Consider the following 14,853-nt stretch of genomic DNA (forward strand, 5'->3'; position numbering starts at 1 on the left):
AAAACAAAAGAAGAGTTGGAAAAATAGGATTATTTTCGTATTTTTTTTATCTCTTGAGCAACCAGAGGCAAAAATGCACCAACATCAGTGACTATTCCCAGCGCCTGCCATGTACCTCTGTCCATCAGCTTTGTAACGGTTGGCTGGTTGATGTCCACCACAATTACCTTGACGTGTGCTGGAAGCATGTTGCCAGTAGCAATAGAATGAAGCATCGTAGAGACCATGATTACCATTTTTGCGTCCTTGAGCACCTTTTTGTATTCACGCTGGGCAATTGCTGTATCCGTAATTACGTCCGGCAATGGCCCGTCATCCCTAATAGATCCTGCCAAAACGAATGGAATTTTATTTTTGATGCACTCGTACATTATTCCGCGCCTGAGTATTCCTTTCTTTACCATCTCGGAAATAGAGCCTGCCCGAAACACCGCGTTTATTGTGTCCATATGGTTTCTATGTCCCTTTATTGCAAGTGAGCCATCATGTACATTCATGCCAAGCGATGTTCCAAGTGTTGCATATTCTATGTCGTGTACCGCCAAAGCATTTCCAGCAAGCACGCCATCAAGGTATCCAAGTTTGATCAGCTCTGCAATTGAATCAGCCGCGCCGGTATGAACAATGGCAGGACCGCCAACTAGAATAATTTTGCCACCAGATTTTTTTGTCTTGAAAATGTCTTCTGCTACCTTTTTTGCTATATGCTGAGTTGGACGCTCTGATGAACTACTACTTCCCATAAACGCAAATACGTTAGAGCCCTCTCGCGGTCGCTCCGGCGGAGTGATCTTGACTCCTGTTTCCCCAACTACAATTAGGTCGCCTTTTCGAACATCGCGGATTGGCGTGCAGCTTGCCCTGTTTCCTTTTACTACAATGCACTTGTCCATCATCATGTTATCTACTGTGATCCACTTGCCTGAAAGCAAAATCTCCGTAGTGTTATTGGTAGTGGAGTAGAAATCCTCTGGCATCACCATGTCCTTTGGCGCTGCCTTGAGCACTACATTTTTGCCAACGGTTGGAGTTGCGCCTTCGCGATAGACCTGTTCCAGTATCTTGTCCAGGTGTTCTTGATTTTTGCCCTGGATTTGCAGCTTGGCATAGCTTGGCTCTTTTTTCTTTTTGCCAACGGTCATCTGCAGGACCTCAAACTCGCCTCCCAGGTCCATTATCACATCAAAAATCTTGGTCAGTATCATGGAATCAATTAGGTGTCCGCGTACCTCTACTTCAGATGAAAATTTTGCCATGTCCTTGCTGTCTCCTTAGTATTTAGTACCAACTCCGTACGAATTTAAAATATATTCCATGCACAAAATTTGACAAACCCCGCTATACAGGCAGGATTACCTTGCCCACGAATTTGGGAATGCCGTCCTTTTCAAACTGGGCCACTAGTTGCTCGCATTGCTCCTTTTGGACTCCCTGCACTATGGCCTTGGAAAATCCACCCTTGTCGCAAATTGCAACAATATACCCAGATGTGTCAGTTAGGACAAATCCGCTGGACTCATCCACTACAGCATAGAGGTTTTCCTCACCTACAGGTTCCCAGACATCGGATTTTGAGTTTTGTAGTGCAAGTGCTGGCATTGCCCTGTTGTTTGTCAGCTTGTTGAGATATTCTCGCGACGCCGCGACTCGCTTCTGTCCCAATTTTAGTGCAACAAAATACTGCAACAATACCAATCAATGCGATAATTATTAAAATGTAAAGAATTCACCACAATTCATGCCGCTGACAAACCAGGTAATCATTTTGCTAAACGAGATTACCGCAAATGTGCAAAACAAAAAGACGCTAAGCCCACAGGATGAAATCTTCATCAAGGACACATTTAACAAGATTCTAAATTCAGGCCAACGATACGACGTAGACGAGATAGAGTCATGGTTTGACAATGAGGGAAGCTGGACTCACAAACCCACGATAGTTCGCATAACAAACATGTCGCATTACGTCCAGTCACGATTTGAGCAGGCGCCAAAAAAGCTCAAAATGATATCAGGCCACGACAGCTGCGGGTACGACTAGGACTCGATTTTCTCCAACAGTTTTGATATTGTCCTGCTGTTTTCCTCTCTTTCCGATAAAATCTCATCCAGTCTTTTTTTTCCAGATTCTCCCGGGTTGCCAGAGATTATCTGGAAATATTCATCATCCAGTGTGTGGTTTGCCTGGAATCTCTTGATTATCTCAAATAATATGCCGATTAGTTCGTTTTGCGCCCGGATGAGCTCGTCTTTTTCTTGTGATGACATATAGGCGGATCCGCATATTCCACTATAAAACCATCCAATGTTTGTTCGATTATCTCAGACTAGAGATTAACTTGCAAAATTTGACAGTTCCAGACATTGCACAGGTTAGGAATTGCATTCGCTAGTGTGACGTGGCTAGTAATTGCTGTATTTTTGTTTGGGGCATACAGCAACGAAGAGACTGCGCTTTGGACAATAGGTGCGCAAAACATTGTTTTGCCCGGCATCCTAGTTGGCGCCATAATTGCAAAGACTAGAACCGAGGATCCCAAATCAAGAAAACTCTTGCTGTGGTTGGGAATATTTGCGGTGTTTTCTGTTGTTGCAGAATCGTATGCGTTTTTGGACGAAGCATATTTTGGAATAGGTGCATTTCCAAGCATTGCAGATGTGTTTTGGCTTGCAGGCTATGGAGGATTATTTGTATTCTTTTGGAAAAACTTTAGACAGTTTCAGAAAATCATCAACAAAAGCATTTCATTATTGTCAATCGGAATTGCGGCAATATTTCTGATTCCAGCTGTGCTTGTAGCATTTCAGCTTGGTGCAGAAGAAAACATGCTAGGCCTTGCGACCACGTTGAGTTATCCAGTGTCTGATGCCATAATCATGATACCATTATCACTAGGACTGATGATATTCATCAAAGGAATCAGAAACAACTCCTGGGTATTTTTGTTCATGGCAACATCTGCGTTTATGGTTGGTGACTTTGTCTATCCATATTATGAGTTGGATGGGACATACCATACTGGCCATCCAATAGACATAACGTGGGTTTTAGGATACTTGTTTTTTGCATTTGCCGCAATAACATTTGATGGTAAAAAACTACAGCACATATCAAAACTAAAACAAGATGTCGAGTTTTTCAAATTCGAGAACATCCACAGAATAATTGTGCCACTAATGCTTGGTGCCATATTTGCGGTAACGTTGACTACAATTTACCAAACCCAGACATTATCAGAGACTGGCAGCGATGACCATTCCATAACATATTGGTTGATTGGCATAATGGCTGCATTCACAGGCGCTATTTTGACAATAAATCACAATCTATCAAAAATAGTCAAGACCAGAACGGTGGAGCTTAGGAGTCAAACAGAAAAACTAGAGAATGAGATAAGACGCAAAAACAACCTAATCCAATTACAAAAACAACTAGAAACCGAAATTGCGCACAAAAGCCGAGAGCTAGCTCAAAAATCAGCAATATTAGAAAAGCAAAACGATGCATTGATGGCCCAGAGCGTGGAACTTGAAGCGCAGCGGGAGGAATTGCGAATGCAGAATCAGCAACTGCTCGAAGTAGACAAGCAAAAGGCAGAGTTTGCATCGATGGTCACTCACGAGCTCAAGACACCGCTTACGCCAATTATGAGTTGGTGTGAAGTTCTATTAGATCACAGTGTTCTAGGCCAGCTAAACGAAGGTCAAAAAAACGCAGTCCTCAAAATCAGACACAATGCGACAAAAGAGCTTAATCTGATATCCGATATTTTAGATGCAGAAAAACTAGGCCTAAACCAAATGAAGTTCAACTTTAGAAATGTAGATGTGACATCTTTTGTAAAGGAATTATCAGAAAACTATTCCCCAGTTCTGGCAGAAAAACAAATTCTCTATATGATATCTTGCCCCAAGAATCTAACCATACATGTGGATGAGGCAAGGCTTGCCCAGGTTCTCAAGAACTTTATCAACAATTCAATGGACTTTGTTCCAAAGCAAAACGGCACAATAACACTTAGAATAGAACAGGAAGAAAATCACGCCAAGTTTTCAGTAACTGACAACGGTGTCGGAATACCAAAGGAAAAGCAACAAAACTTGTTCAAAAAATTCTACCAAATAGACACATCACCCACAAGAAAGCACGGTGGAAGCGGCCTCGGTCTTGCAATCTGCAAGGGAATAATCGAGTCCTTTGGTGGATCAATAGGCGTGGAAAGCGAGCCTGGAATAGGCTCTACATTTTATTTTAGAATACCATTAAAATCAGATGCTGTCGCAGTTGCCTAGGGTTTTTTTTCTAATAGTTTTTTGACATCAGAATCCACAATGTACATTTTTGCAGAATCAAAAAACTGCTCCAGTTTCTTCTTTGGGTGTGATTTAGAGTAGACTTTAGCTTGTAGTGCCATTTCAAGCTTGTCCACATCATGGAGCAGTCTTGCTTCGCGCGTGGTGTTTTTTTGGTATTGCATCCAAATAGACCAGTACTGTTTTTGCGTTTTTGCATCCAAATGAGATATGATTTTTTTCATCGCAGAGTTTTCTAGTCGGATTTTTTTGGATTTTGGGCCGTCTTCCGGCGTCAAATCACCAGTTATGGACTCTGCTAGGTCGTGCAGTATTGCCATTTTGAGGATTTTGCCGGTATCGAGTTTTTTGGCATCAGAGATAATCATTGCAATTGCCGCAACAGAATAAGTATGATCGGCTACCGATTCGGGCCGAGCAATTCCTACCTTTTTTTGCCAGCCAGTCCTGGGAATTGTCTTTAGTCTTAAAATAAATTCAAAGAGGGATTCAGAATTTTCGAGTGTCGCCTTCAAGCAGGCCTGATCCATGATGAACCCTGTCTATATGCTTTGAGAGCTCATCCTTTGTACCAAATTCGGATTGGCAGTACGGACATGAAACTTTGCTCATATTTTCCTACATTCGATGCTTCTTTTAAATTATTAGCGATAATCAAAAGATAATAATTCCACGTGTGATTACCACACAAGTTGAAAATCTACACCAAGACAGGCGATGATGGAACAACTGGCCTGCAGGGAGGCATCAGGATTTCAAAATCGGATCTTCGAATCCAGGCATATGGCGCAGTAGACGAAATCAACTCGGTTTTAGGCATAATTCTCACACAAGACCTTGACTCTGATGTAAAATCATTGCTGGTGCAAATCCAAAACGATCTTTTTGTGGCAGGCTCGGATCTGTCCAACCCGGATCTATCAGACCAAAAAACTCGAATCACGGAATCCATGATACTAAACCTTGAATCACATATAGACAGATTTGAATCAGAATTAGCGCCGCTTGCGAATTTTATTCTGCCCGGTGGAAATACGGTTGCGGCATTTTTGCATCTGGCTCGAACCACGACAAGGCGGGCAGAGACAATTCTGGTGGAATTATCAAAAAAAGAAGCAATAAACATTTCATGCCAAAAATACCTAAACCGATTATCAGATCTTTTCTTTGTCATGGCTCGCTTGGCAAACAAGCGCACTAACACGCCAGACGTTATTTGGAAGCCGTAATCAAAAGACACTTTAATTCCTGAATTTGGAGCAAGTTTGACGCCAAGGTAGCTCAGCCTGGGAGAGCACTCCGCTGAAGACGGAGCCGTCGTGGATTCAAGTCCCACCCTTGGCACATTTCATTTTATTTAATACCCCGCCCAACGTAGTTATTTGCTATGGTAAAGGCAAGGGCCGAAAACAAGCCCAGATTAACCACAGAGAGAAGATATGATGTTTACAATTATGAAAAAAGAATAGAATACGTTTTCAAACAAACCCAGAAAGAGTTTTCGCCTGAAAATCTATCATTAGTTCAAAAATATGATAAACTAATGGTTTCACTCTCTATGGCCAAGGCTACCAGAGAAAAACACCTAAAGACAATATTGAACCTAAATCGATTCTATGAAAACAAGAATTGGGAAAAAATCACCAAGGATGATGTTATGGATTTAGTCTACAAAATAATGAAGACTTATTCCATAGATGGTCAGGAAACCAACACTACTTGGGACCATAAGAAGATCCTCAAAATTTTTGTTAGATGGATAAAGCTAGGCTCTAGAGAATTCAGTGAAGTCGGAGACCCCGAAGAGACCAAGCTTGTCAAACTCAAGAAGGTTAGAGATACCATATCTAGAGAAAATCTCCTAACTGAAAGCGATAGAACTAGACTACTCCATGTTGCAACACATCCAAGAGATAAAGCATTGATTGATGTGCAATTTGAGGCTGGTACAAGACCTGGAGAACTATTAAGTCTAAAGGTAAAACACGTCAAATTCGACAAATATGGAGCCATAATCAAAGTTGATGGAAAGACAGGGTCTAGAACAGTCAGACTAGTCAGATCTGCAGTGACGCTCAATGCTTGGCTAAATGTGCATCCTTTCAAAGATGATCCAGAAGCTCCATTTTGGCCAATACTTACAAAACAAAAATATGGTCAGGCATTATCATATTACTCAGCTAGACAGTTAGTTGCAAAAATATGTGAAAGGGCCTATTTAGAAAAACGAGTTTATCTCAATTTATTCAGACATTCTGAAGCAACAGAAACAGCCAATTTTATGACTGAAGCTCAGATGAAGTTACGACATGGATGGACAAATGCATCAAAAATGCCAGCCAGATATGTTCACCTAGTTCAATCTGATGTTGACAAGGTCATCTTGGAGAGATACGGACTAAAAAATAATGAAAAACCAGATCTAAAGGTACCAAAGAAATGCCCATTTTGTGATCAAATGAACAGTCCAGATGTAGACAGATGTGAAAAGTGCCTCAAACCACTTGACCTACAGGCAGCAATGGAAAAAGACGAAGAACAGGAATTACAAAAGGACGAACTGACTAGACTAGGTCAAATAGTAGATAATCTGACTCATCAGAAAGAAGCCGAAGTACAGTTACAAAACGACCAGATTGCAAGACAGAATCAGATAATTGAAAACATGTTAAATGAAATCAAAGAGATGAAAAAGGCACTATCAGAATCGCTTTAGGTTTCCACTATAAGATTCGCCTTCAATCTTTTTCTGTACAGTAGCCCTGAAAAATATTATTCTCATAATATCCAGCTCAGTTACTGAGAATATCTTTAATGAAATTAGCCAATTCAGATAATATTCCACAATCCCAGTGGGATCATTATAATCATCATCATAAAATCCAGCCATGAATTTTTGACCCAAAGATGCCCTTACTTCTTCAACAACCCCAGGCACATTTAGTGGTGGTGGAGGTATATTTGCACTATTTAATTGACGCATAGAAAGATAATCGTAATCATAAAGACCCTCACGTTGAATTTGGAGTCTTTTTCTAGGATAAAAGATCCTGACAAAATCCGAGATTATACGTTGTTGTGGTGATGAGTCAGGCTTGAATTTAGGTGCAAATTCAGCACTCACTAAGAAATAATATCTACAGATAGTTTTCAAAAAATCTGCCTCTATTCCAGGAATTTTCTGGCCGCAAGAATACCATACATGGAGATTTGATTCAACATTATCATTAAATTCATTAGAGAAGAATGGAGATTCAGAATAACTTTTTTGCAACATACTTACGCTTCTAGCTATTGCATCATTACATAGACTTAGACACTCAGCTTTAACTGAATCCAACTCGGTTCTTGGATCACTTATGTAATCATGAAGAAAAGCAGGTATTTTTTCTAGAATGTCATGCCTTGCTTCTAATGTGTAGACATCCGAATACTGCTCTGATTCAAAAAATATTCGAATCACTTCTGCTTCTCTGTGAAAATATGGTACAAATCTATTTGAAAAATGAGTCGGGCAGTTCTTAATCTCAGTATAACAATCTCCGATCAGGGGATATTCTTCGATTAAATCCAGCAAGTTATTTACTGTCAAAATTTTTCTCTTAAAATCAGCTAGTTTTTTAGCAGAGTCTGTAGGAAACAGCGTTTCTTGTTGTTTATTTGGTGGAATTATTCTTGCTTCAATTTTGTTTCCCCCCTCACTACTTAGAAGATAATCAAAGCTTTTCCAATACGTGCTTCTTGAACCACCGAATTTATTCATCAGTATTCTACAGGCTTCACTCTTTGTTATGCCACCTTTACCCTCATACTCTTTCACAATATCGATAATCTTTTGATTTGTCTCTTCTAGCCTCAAAAGTAGTACACTAGTCTGTACACTTGTTCAATATATAATAAAAATTTCTACCATTAGTCAAATGTCAAAAATTACAGAAAAAATTCTCTCTTGTTGTGGCAATACGCCATCTTTTCTGATCACATATAAGATTGGGACTAAATTCTACGTATGCGATTCTTGTATTAACATAGACTACTGGTCAAGAGGCATCAAAGAGAAGGCAATAATCAAAACGGACAGCGTGAATCCAGAGACAGCTCTGAAACAGATTCAATTTTAAATTGACCCATAAAGATGTACAAGCACATAAGAAAAATCACACGTTACTTGAATTTCTCCGTCCCGCCTCTAAGCGAACTAATTCCATTCTGCCCAACACGGCAGATTTTGTAGATGAATACAAGGTTCTTACCAACTGGGAAACTGTAGAATATCAGGGTTGGAAATTACCATCTACATCTGATCCTCACTACTGGTGTGGGTTCTTCACAACTCGTGGTTGCTTGAATGTAGAGGCACATAAGAAGCTAGGAAAAGAAAATTTCATCTATATCAAGAGATTTCAACGTTCATGTTACAGAGCAGTGTGCAAAACGTGTTATCTGAAATGGATTGCAAGACAATCAAATAATGCCACTAGGAGAATTGAGACTTACGCCAATAAATCTAGAAGAAAACCAATTCATCTAATCTTGATTGTTAATCCTAATCAGCAGGATACACCAGTAAAGATACTACGGCAACGAATGAGCCATATTTTGCGGATTGCAAAGATTACAGGAGCAGCTGCTGTTTTTCATCCATTTAGATTCAATCGTGAGAAAAGGCTGTTTTATCCAGCACCTCATTTTCATCTGGTCGGATTTGGATCGGAGGCACAAATCAAGCAGGCTTTTGGTAAGTATGGTTGGTATGTAAAGAATGAAAATGAGCGAGAATCAGTATTCCAGACCTTCTGCTATATTTTATCTCATTGTGGGATAAAAAAAGGTCATCAAGCGCTTACCTGGTTTGGGGATTTGTCATATAGCAAATTGCATGTCGAAAAAGAATCTAAAATAACGAAATGTCCCGTCTGTGGAGGAGATTTTGAGGAGGTTGAGTACGAAGATCTGTTTCATCCAGTGATTCCGCCTGACAAACCCTATGAAGGATTAGTATTAGCTGATGGATGGCATACAGTGAAAACTGAAGTATTGGAAAACAACTATCAGTTTACTTATGCATCCTCTCGATTTTTAAATGAAATTATTAAAGGAATCACAATCATAAATTAACAAATATTAGAACAAATTGTTTGTTGAGTGGATAATCAAACGAGAATAGCGGTGAGCCAATAACATTGATTCAGAGTATAAGCAGATAGTAAAGAAATTCAACAAACTGAGTTTCAAGATAACCTTGATTGTTATTTGATTATTTGATTTAAAATAACGGTTTGATCCTCAAAACTCATTGAACTTTAGACAGGTATCAGTATCTGCATTTCTCTTCTTTTTGGCAGGACTATGTGAGATAGGAGGGGGCTACTTGGTCTGGTTATGGTTGCGAGATAGTTTTGCATGGTGGGTTGGCGCTGTTGGCGGCTTTGTCTTGTTTTTGTACGGAATTGTCCCGACATTTCAGAAGGCCAATTTTCATAGAATCTATGCAGCATATGGTGGAGTCTTTGTAGTCATGTCAATTTTATGGGGATGGTTAATCGACGATGTACCACCTGATAATTATGATGTAATTGGAACGCTGATTGCTGTTGTTGGTGTTTTGATCATATACTATTATCCAAGAAAGAAGGAAAGGATTTGGAAATCATAGTCACCACACTGACAGCTTTCTTTTTAGCCGCATTGTTGGAGATTGGGGGTGGATATCTGGTTTGGAAGTGGTTGCGAGAACACAAAGGAAAGATATTTGGTTTGATTGGAGGTCTAGTTCTATTTGTATATGGAATAATTCCAACACTGCAACCAGCCGAATTTGGACGTGTGTATGCAACGTATGGCGGAATATTTGTCGTTTCATCGGTATTGTGGGGTTATTGGGTTGACAAGAAAAAACCAGACAGGTTTGAGATCATAGGCTCTATCATAGTTCTGATTGGTGTTACAATAATCTTCTATTTTCCACGCTGATTTACTTTGATGATTTTACCAGTTTGTTGTGGATTTTTATTCATCAAAGATCAAAATCACAACAATGAAAACAATAGTACTAGGCTCCATTTTAGCAGTTTTTGCTTTCATGGTAGCTGTTCCAGCATTTGCAGATCACCCAACCACCGAAATAAGCGTACCAGTCGGCTCCTCAACACCAGGATGTGAGGAAACCAATGAATGCTATATCCCATCCGAAGTAACAGTTGACGTCGGCGGTGAAGTGATGTGGTCAAATGATGACAGTGCTTCACACACTGTAACAAGCGGAACTCCAAAGGATGGTCCAGATGGAACCTTTGACAGCGGATTATTCCTCTCAGGTCAGACATTTTCCCATAAATTTGAGGAATCTGGTGAATTTCCCTACTTTTGCCTAGTGCATCCATGGATGCAAGGCACGGTAATTGCTCAAGCATCAGAAGAAGAGCATGATGAAACGGCCGAGGAAGATCATGACGAATCAAATGATGATACATTTGATGAAGGTACTGGCGCAACAGTAATGTCTCAGGATGGTTCCATTATGATTCGAATCAATTCTGACGTACCAACACGGGGGGAAGAAGCTGCAGTATCAGTAGAATTCACTGATGCTGAGAAAAATCCAGTCGAACACGTAAACTTTGAGATCACAGCAATGCAGAACGAAGAACAAGTTCTTGCAGAAACAAAACAACACGCAATGTCGGGAATCATGGAATTCACAACAGCTGCTCTAGGATCAGATAGTCCACTAGATGTCCAAGTCACAATTCTAGGAATAGGATTGCCAGATGATGAGGCAAACTGGACAGGTCCAAAGGGAGAAGCAGTATCTGCTTCAGTGGTTCCAGAATTTGGCCCACTTGCAATGATCATCTTGGCATCTGCCATAGTAAGCATTGTTGCCATAACAGCACGATCTAAAGTAATTCCAAGACTTTAGAGTTTCTTTTCTTTTTTATTTTGACATGTTGACATTCTAACTAATACGCATTCTGAAATAATCAGGTCTTTTTCTTATCTGGACTGATAAGATCATGCTCGATCTGAACAGTGCAGTGATTGATGCCAAATTTTTCTTTCATGGTTTCGTTTATTCTTCGTAATAGACTGTTGGTTTGTGCAATAAATTCGGGCTGGATTTTGACATGTGCAGACATTGCAAATACGTTTGATGTTAGAGTCCAAATATGCAGATCGTGAACCTCGGAGACACCTTCAAATGCCTCGATTTCATCTGAGACTGACTCTAGTTTAATCTCCCTTGGCGTTCCTTCCATGAATATGTGCATACATTCCTTACACAACAATATGCCAGACCGTATTATCAGTATGCCAATTCCTACACTTACTATTGGATCAATTATTGGATAATCAGTAAGGCTGATGAGTATTCCACCCACGATCACACCGATGGAGGACAACATATCACCAATTACGTGGGTGTAGGATCCTTTGATGTTAAGATTCGAATGACTTTCTTTTTTGAGTACGAACATCATTATCAAATTTGCTACAAATCCAGCTATTGCAAATCCAAGCAGTGTGTTTGTTTCTATTTCTTGAGGATCTAAGAATCGTTTGTATGACTCATAGAAGATAAAACCAGAAACAAGAATGAGTGTAATTCCGTTTATCAGTGCGGCCACTATTTCTACTCGGTGAAACCCAAATGAGAGCTTGGCAGAGTGCGGTCTTTTTGCAATCCTAAATGCAATCAGAGACACTCCAATTGCAGAAAAATCCAACATTACATGAAACGAGTCAGAAATTAAAGCAAGGCTGTTGCTCAGGATTCCCCCTACAACTTCCATCACAAAAACGGATATTGAAATTACAAAGACAAGCCAAAGTTTGTGTTCCGTGTGATTATGCAATTAGTCGATTCCTCACAAAAGAGAATAAAGGAATCAGAGAAAAAACAGCTGCAAGCACAATCAAAGATAGTGGAAATTCAGGGGTGACAGAAATTGGAATCTCAACGTATTCGGAGCTTTTATCAATATTTTCTATTCGCAGTGTGGCCTGGCCAACATTTGGCTCTGAAAACCTGAAATTGACAAAATCTCCCCCAGCCTGTGCAATTCCCGAGTGTCGAAATATTTCGTTGTTATTTTGAAGTACAACAAAATCATATTCTGCCTTTGGAATGGGCAACAGAGTTTCCTGGTCATATATCGTGATGATAAATTCAGATTCCTCCTGCGTGGTGAGATCTAACGGAATCCAAGTAAGATCAACAAAATACCGTCCATCTTCTGCAGTTCCAGGCTCATTTGTGGTACTAGACAATCGGATTGGGAATGTCTGTGGGGGTTTTTCTATTGGTTTTACAACTGCAACAAAATCAGCATTTGCATATTGGTTGTCACCTATTTGTTTGATTGAAACTATGATTGGCCCAAGATCATCGGATGAGAATGTATAGCTTTCAGTATTTGTTTTTGTAGGTGAATTTGTAAGTCCAGTTGACTTTTTTCTGAATATTTCGTTTCCGTGTTGAGACAGTACAAAATCATATGTTGTACTTTTTGGCTTTTTGTCAGTAAACAATTCATTAAAATCTACATAAAAATCCACATTTTGGCCTGGATAAATCACTGGAGGATCCCACGAGAGTCCAACCTGAAACTGTGCATTGCCAGTGGTCGCTTGCAATGGAAACTGGACATTCTTTGATGGCATGACTGTAAAACGCATTTGATGCTCGTTTGTCTTGTCAGTCATTTCCAAGAGATCCTTTTGATTTATCACCAAATGCACTATTCGTGCCTCCTCTGAATAATCATCTATGGTTACAGAGGATTCCTTTAAGGGAATGTCATTAAGTGTGGCGTCATATTTGGTCACAAGCATTTCTGCGAACGTTTTTGGTATGTGGATTTCTTGATGCACTACACTGGTTTGATTGATGTTCTGGTAGCTCCAATCAAACGGCATATCAAAACTTACCATGCTGTTTTTTGTATCAAATGCAAAATTATTGATTCGGTCATAGTATGATGTGACGCCTACAGCATACTTTTTCTGATCAATTCCAGTCACGGAATGACTTGTCTTTTCGGCTATGCTTATTGCCCCATTAAGATTAGGTGGTTCAGCAAGGAAGTTCTGATCAGAGTCTATTCCAATGATCTCTATGTGAAACTTGTACAATCCGCCTGAAGTAAATATTGGACCTTCCATTGCCAAGGATGAAAACATCTTTCTAGTCCAGCCCCCACTAGCAGATTCCTTATCGCCGTCAATTTTGAGTTGCCCAGAGTCTTTTGAGATTACTTTAATGTTGACATTCCCCAGATCATCGTGAAATGTTTCCTTAAAGATTTGCTTTCCGTCCTTTGTTAATTCCATCACAAACGTAACATGTTCTATTACAGCTTCCGTCTTTCCATCGGTTAGCTTGACTGTCAGATAACTTTCATTGTTTGTAGGATCAAAGACAGACGGCTGCACACCAACAAACAGAGTTGCATTTCTACCACCTACAGATACAGGCAGATTCTCACCGCCTATACCGTGCCCAAATGCAGAATCTGCCACAGTCATAGAAACGACCAGCATGAGTACAATTCCTAGAATTATTTTCAAGTTGTTAAAAATATGAAAACGAATCTGCAAATCTGTCTTGAATAGTGTCAGATACATTCAGGGTCATCTGCTCTAACGCTTTAGTAGTGGACTCCCTATCTACTATACGGTATTTTTTCATCACGCCAGGTTCTGCAATCACAAGATTAACCTTGGAAAGATTAGATAATGTAATTGAGATAGTTGATGGGCTCTTTTTTATGTGATCCAGGATTTCCGCAAATGTCGCATCACCATTCAAAAGAAAGGATAGGATTTTCTTGCTTGTCTCTTTACGCAAATGGATGAAAAGAAAATCCTTGGACTCATCAGACGTAGACGCAAAATACCAATCCTGATTCTTTATTTTTCTTGATCTAATGATCCCCATCTTTTCCATCATTTTCAAATAATGACTTACGACGCCGTTTTTTAGACCCGAGCCATTCATTAGATCCGTAAACCTAGAAGCTGGTTTTTCCTCCAATATTGTGAGAAGATGATTCACCCTAGGATTATACTTGTAATTTGGATATCTCATGACTTAATCAGACCTGAATATCCCAATGACAAAAAACGTCAACATTAGCAGTATTAGTGTATGGGATATTAATCCATCAAGACCAACATTGGATGGAACAAACGGAAAGACCATGTTCAAAAAAGAAAATGTCTCCGCTGCAGTCACGGCATAAAATGCGCACATCATCAAAAACAGCCTTGTGGTCTTGAATGATTTGTAAGTATACAGACCAATCACTGAGAGAAAGGTTCCAAGAGCTATGCTGATTATGTGAATTGCGGCATGGAGTCCATGACCTACTAAAATATGAGGAATTGCAAAGGGTAGCGTCGCACCACAAATGCTAATTGACAGGATCACAAGCAGTCTAGATTTAGAGCGGGTTGTGGAGAACGTCCTTTGCAATTTGTGATCAATGAACTTGGCCCTGTAATTAAAGAAGTTGGTAAAATTGCAAAACTGGGCAA

At 39.8% G+C, this 14,853-nt stretch carries 18 protein-coding genes and 1 tRNA gene; 9 read left to right on the top strand and 10 right to left on the bottom strand.

Annotated elements, in window-relative coordinates:
* Positions 1-29: 29 nt before the first annotated feature.
* Together NAQ_RS02430 and NAQ_RS02435 are read right to left on the bottom strand one after the other, a co-directional pair.
* Complete coding sequence (locus tag NAQ_RS02430) at positions 30-1,256, bottom strand: ornithine cyclodeaminase, nickel-pincer nucleotide-dependent (protein WP_100182084.1); 1,227 nt, start codon at positions 1,254-1,256, stop codon at positions 30-32.
* Between the two features lie 82 nt (positions 1,257-1,338).
* Positions 1,339-1,686, bottom strand: coding sequence for a hypothetical protein (locus NAQ_RS02435; RefSeq protein ID WP_100183404.1), 348 nt, complete (start codon positions 1,684-1,686; stop codon positions 1,339-1,341).
* A 52-nt stretch (positions 1,687-1,738) separates the two neighbouring features.
* Between NAQ_RS02435 and NAQ_RS02440 the strand changes: the two genes are divergently transcribed.
* On the top strand, positions 1,739-2,041 hold the full coding sequence (locus NAQ_RS02440) for a hypothetical protein (protein WP_100182085.1): 303 nt from the start codon (positions 1,739-1,741) through the stop codon (positions 2,039-2,041).
* Here the strand turns inward: NAQ_RS02440 and NAQ_RS02445 are convergent.
* Positions 2,038-2,268 (bottom strand): hydrolase, encoded by a 231-nt coding sequence (locus NAQ_RS02445; protein ID WP_100182086.1) that lies wholly within the window; start codon positions 2,266-2,268, stop codon positions 2,038-2,040. The two genes, NAQ_RS02440 and NAQ_RS02445, sit on opposite strands and share 4 nt — an antisense overlap.
* Positions 2,269-2,394: 126 nt before the next feature.
* Between NAQ_RS02445 and NAQ_RS02450 the strand changes: the two genes are divergently transcribed.
* Positions 2,395-4,293 carry a sensor histidine kinase gene (locus NAQ_RS02450; RefSeq protein WP_162858584.1) on the top strand — a complete coding sequence of 633 codons (1,899 nt, stop codon included), beginning with the start codon at positions 2,395-2,397 and terminating at the stop codon, positions 4,291-4,293.
* On the opposite strand, the gene NAQ_RS02455 is transcribed toward NAQ_RS02450, so the two are convergent.
* Together NAQ_RS02455 and NAQ_RS10385 are read right to left on the bottom strand one after the other, a co-directional pair.
* Positions 4,290-4,829, bottom strand: a complete 540-nt coding sequence (locus NAQ_RS02455) for an HD domain-containing protein (RefSeq protein WP_245871682.1) — start codon at positions 4,827-4,829, stop codon at positions 4,290-4,292. The genes NAQ_RS02450 and NAQ_RS02455 overlap by 4 nt on opposite strands.
* Positions 4,804-4,926, bottom strand: coding sequence for a hypothetical protein (locus NAQ_RS10385; protein WP_256387161.1), 123 nt, complete (start codon positions 4,924-4,926; stop codon positions 4,804-4,806). The genes NAQ_RS02455 and NAQ_RS10385 overlap by 26 nt, the downstream gene beginning before the upstream one ends.
* Positions 4,927-5,006: 80 nt before the next feature.
* On the opposite strand from NAQ_RS10385, the gene NAQ_RS02460 reads away from it, so the two are divergent.
* The 3 genes from NAQ_RS02460 to NAQ_RS02470 all read left to right on the top strand — a co-directional run bounded on the left by NAQ_RS02460 (position 5,007) and on the right by NAQ_RS02470 (position 7,030).
* Positions 5,007-5,543 (top strand): cob(I)yrinic acid a,c-diamide adenosyltransferase, encoded by a 537-nt coding sequence (locus tag NAQ_RS02460; protein WP_100182089.1) that lies wholly within the window; start codon positions 5,007-5,009, stop codon positions 5,541-5,543.
* A gap of 41 nt (positions 5,544-5,584) precedes the next feature.
* Positions 5,585-5,658, top strand: a tRNA-Phe gene (locus tag NAQ_RS02465).
* Positions 5,659-5,701: 43 nt separating this feature from the next.
* Complete coding sequence (locus NAQ_RS02470; RefSeq protein WP_100182090.1) at positions 5,702-7,030, top strand: tyrosine-type recombinase/integrase; 1,329 nt, start codon at positions 5,702-5,704, stop codon at positions 7,028-7,030.
* Here the strand turns inward: NAQ_RS02470 and NAQ_RS02475 are convergent.
* On the bottom strand, positions 7,016-8,173 hold the full coding sequence (locus tag NAQ_RS02475; protein ID WP_100182091.1) for a hypothetical protein: 1,158 nt from the start codon (positions 8,171-8,173) through the stop codon (positions 7,016-7,018). The genes NAQ_RS02470 and NAQ_RS02475 overlap by 15 nt on opposite strands.
* A 263-nt stretch (positions 8,174-8,436) precedes the next feature.
* Between NAQ_RS02475 and NAQ_RS02485 the strand changes: the two genes are divergently transcribed.
* The 4 genes from NAQ_RS02485 (at position 8,437) to NAQ_RS02500 (ending at position 11,236) form a co-directional block, all read left to right on the top strand.
* Positions 8,437-9,432 carry a hypothetical protein gene (locus NAQ_RS02485; protein WP_100182093.1) on the top strand — a complete coding sequence of 332 codons (996 nt, stop codon included), beginning with the start codon at positions 8,437-8,439 and terminating at the stop codon, positions 9,430-9,432.
* A 178-nt stretch (positions 9,433-9,610) separates the two neighbouring features.
* Positions 9,611-9,970, top strand: coding sequence for a YnfA family protein (locus NAQ_RS02490; protein ID WP_100182094.1), 360 nt, complete (start codon positions 9,611-9,613; stop codon positions 9,968-9,970).
* On the top strand, positions 9,964-10,287 hold the full coding sequence (locus NAQ_RS02495; protein WP_420887496.1) for a YnfA family protein: 324 nt from the start codon (positions 9,964-9,966) through the stop codon (positions 10,285-10,287). Before NAQ_RS02490 ends, NAQ_RS02495 begins: the two co-directional genes overlap by 7 nt.
* Before the next feature lie 64 nt (positions 10,288-10,351).
* Positions 10,352-11,236 carry a PEFG-CTERM sorting domain-containing protein gene (locus NAQ_RS02500; protein WP_100183405.1) on the top strand — a complete coding sequence of 295 codons (885 nt, stop codon included), beginning with the start codon at positions 10,352-10,354 and terminating at the stop codon, positions 11,234-11,236.
* 61 nt (positions 11,237-11,297) lie between these two features.
* Here NAQ_RS02500 and NAQ_RS02505 read toward each other — a convergent pair whose 3' ends face one another.
* Genes NAQ_RS02505 through NAQ_RS02520 form a run of 4 tightly spaced genes read right to left on the bottom strand, consistent with a single transcriptional unit; the run spans position 11,298 to position 14,791 of the window.
* Positions 11,298-12,170 (bottom strand): cation diffusion facilitator family transporter, encoded by an 873-nt coding sequence (locus tag NAQ_RS02505; RefSeq protein ID WP_100182096.1) that lies wholly within the window; start codon positions 12,168-12,170, stop codon positions 11,298-11,300.
* A complete protein-coding gene (locus NAQ_RS02510; RefSeq protein WP_100182097.1) occupies positions 12,163-13,884 on the bottom strand; it encodes a peptidase in 1,722 nt (573 codons plus the stop codon). The genes NAQ_RS02505 and NAQ_RS02510 overlap by 8 nt, the downstream gene beginning before the upstream one ends.
* Positions 13,885-13,888: 4 nt before the next feature.
* Positions 13,889-14,404 (bottom strand): winged helix-turn-helix transcriptional regulator, encoded by a 516-nt coding sequence (locus NAQ_RS02515; protein WP_100182098.1) that lies wholly within the window; start codon positions 14,402-14,404, stop codon positions 13,889-13,891.
* A gap of 3 nt (positions 14,405-14,407) precedes the next feature.
* A complete protein-coding gene (locus NAQ_RS02520; RefSeq protein ID WP_100182099.1) occupies positions 14,408-14,791 on the bottom strand; it encodes a hypothetical protein in 384 nt (127 codons plus the stop codon).
* Positions 14,792-14,853: the final 62 nt, after the last annotated feature.

The sequence above is a fragment of the Candidatus Nitrosotenuis aquarius genome (assembly GCF_002787055.1).
Taxonomy (GTDB): Archaea; Thermoproteota; Nitrososphaeria; order Nitrososphaerales; family Nitrosopumilaceae; genus Nitrosotenuis; species Nitrosotenuis aquarius.

Bases quoted from the DNA above. Each gene is read 5' to 3' on its own strand.
- NAQ_RS02430 (WP_100182084.1), bottom strand. From the start codon at position 1,256: ATGGCAAAATTTTCATCTGAAGTAGAGGTACGCGGACACCTAATTGAT.
- NAQ_RS02440 (WP_100182085.1), top strand. From the start codon at position 1,739: ATGCCGCTGACAAACCAGGTAATCATTTTGCTAAACGAGATTACCGCA.
- NAQ_RS02445 (WP_100182086.1), bottom strand. From the start codon at position 2,268: ATGTCATCACAAGAAAAAGACGAGCTCATCCGGGCGCAAAACGAACTA.
- NAQ_RS10385 (WP_256387161.1), bottom strand. From the start codon at position 4,926: ATGAGCAAAGTTTCATGTCCGTACTGCCAATCCGAATTTGGTACAAAG.
- NAQ_RS02470 (WP_100182090.1), top strand. From the start codon at position 5,702: ATGGTAAAGGCAAGGGCCGAAAACAAGCCCAGATTAACCACAGAGAGA.
- NAQ_RS02500 (WP_100183405.1), top strand. From the start codon at position 10,352: ATGAAAACAATAGTACTAGGCTCCATTTTAGCAGTTTTTGCTTTCATG.
- NAQ_RS02515 (WP_100182098.1), bottom strand. From the start codon at position 14,404: ATGAGATATCCAAATTACAAGTATAATCCTAGGGTGAATCATCTTCTC.